Here is a 2,067-nt window from a genome sequence, read left to right on the forward strand (position 1 = left end):
GTTTTCGGCGGAAGAGATTGGCGAAACCTGCGCGATTCTAGACGCGTGCGATTTCGATCTCGGCAAGCTGCGCTACGAGTATCCCGACGAGATCGTGCCGAAGGGACTCACGCCGACGCGCTATCTGGAACAGGAAACCTTCGCGGGCGCGGCCGATCGTTATCCGAACGGCATTCCGGAGAAGGTCGACAAGCAGATCCGCCATGAACTCGACCTGATCGCCCGGTTGAGTTACGAACCGTTCTTCCTGACCGTCTACGACATCGTCAAATACGCGCGCAGTCAGAACATCTTGTGCCAAGGGCGGGGTTCGGCCGCGAACTCGGTGGTCTGCTACTGCCTCGGTATCACCGAAGTGAATCCCGAGCAAAGCACGATGCTGTTCGAGCGTTTCATCAGCGAGGAACGCGGCGAGCCGCCGGATATCGACGTCGACTTCGAGCATCAGCGCCGGGAAGAGGTGATCCAGCACATCTACGAAAAATACGGCAAGGATCGCGCAGCACTCGCGGCCGCCGTTTCGACGTATCGCCCGCGCGGCGTGCTGCGTGAAACCGGCAAGGCGCTCGGCGTCGATCCGATGCTGGTGGATCGCGTCGCGAAGGGCCATCGCTGGTTCGACGGCAGCCGCGATCTGCTGCAGCAATTCGCGTCGACCGGGCTCGATCCGGCGACGCCGATCATTCAGACATGGGCCGAACTGGCGGGGCGCCTGCTCAACTTTCCGCGCCACCTGTCGCAGCATTCGGGCGGCTTCGTGATCAGCCGCGGCAAGCTCACGCGGCTCGTGCCGGTCGAAAATGCGGCGATGGACGGGCGGCGCGTGATTCAGTGGGACAAGGACGATCTCGAAGCGCTCGGGCTGATGAAGGTCGACGTGCTCGCGCTCGGCATGCTGTCGGCGCTGCATCGCGCGTTCGACCTGCGCACCGCGTGGCGCGGGCCAGCGAAGGACGGCAAGCCATTCACGCTGAAACACATTCCGCAGGATGACAAGGCAACCTACGACATGATCTGCCGTGCCGATACCGTCGGCGTGTTCCAGATCGAATCGCGCGCGCAGATGTCGATGTTGCCGCGGTTGAGGCCGCGCAACTACTACGATCTCGTCGTCCAGGTGTCGATCGTGCGGCCCGGTCCGATTCAAGGCGGCGCGGTGCATCCGTATTTGAAGCGGCGCAGGATCGTGGCCGGCGAAGAGAAGGGGGAGGTCACGTATCCGAGCGACGCGCTCAAGGAAGTGCTCGTTCGCACGCTGGGTGTGCCGATCTTCCAGGAGCAGGTGATGCAGATCGCGATCGTTGCGGCCGGTTTTACACCCGGCGAAGCGGATGACTTGCGCCGCGCGATGGCCGCGTGGAAGCGCAAGGGCAATCTCGAGAAATATCAGGACAAGATCATCAGCGGGATGCTCGAACGCAACTACACGCGCGAATTCGCCGAGCAGATCTTCGAACAGATCAAGGGCTTCGGCGAATACGGTTTCCCCGAGAGCCACGCCGCCAGCTTCGCGAAACTCGCGTACGCGAGCAGCTGGCTCAAATGCCACGAACCCGCGATCTTCCTCGCCGCGCTGCTGAACAGCCAGCCGATGGGGTTCTACCCGCCGTCGCAGCTCGTGCAGGACGCGAAGCGTCATCGCGTGAAGGTGCTGCCGATCGACGTCACGCAAAGCGGTTGGGAAGCGTCGCTCGAAGCACTGCCCGATCAGCCGCCCCCGCATGGTCAACCGGCCGTGCGGCTCGGCCTGTCGCTCGTGCGCGGCCTGAGCGAAGCCGCCGCGCGGCGCATCGAAGCCGCTCGTACCGCCGGCCCGTTCGATAGCGTCGACAGCCTCGCCCGTCGCGCGCAGCTCGAACGCCGCGATCTCGAGGTGCTTGCCGCCGCGAATGCGCTCGCGACGCTCGCCGGCCATCGCCGCGATGCGCTGTGGCAGGCCGTCGCCGCGGCGCCGGAGCGCGACCTGCTCGCCGCCGCGCCGATCGACGAGGTGGAGCAGCCCGCGCTCGGCGCGCCGTCGGAAGCCGACGACATCCTCGCCGACTATCACACCACCGGCCTCACGCT

The 2,067-nt window shown here is 64.9% G+C and carries 1 protein-coding gene; it reads left to right on the plus strand.

Annotation, left to right across the window (positions count from 1 at the left end; all coding sequences use genetic code 11):
* A partial coding sequence (locus JMF90_RS34845; RefSeq protein ID WP_201326141.1) for an error-prone DNA polymerase occupies positions 1 to 2,067 on the plus strand: 2,067 nt, incomplete at both ends.

The organism is Burkholderia sp. E168m23, from assembly GCF_016586125.1.
Classification (GTDB): domain Bacteria; phylum Pseudomonadota; class Gammaproteobacteria; order Burkholderiales; family Burkholderiaceae; genus Burkholderia; species Burkholderia orbicola.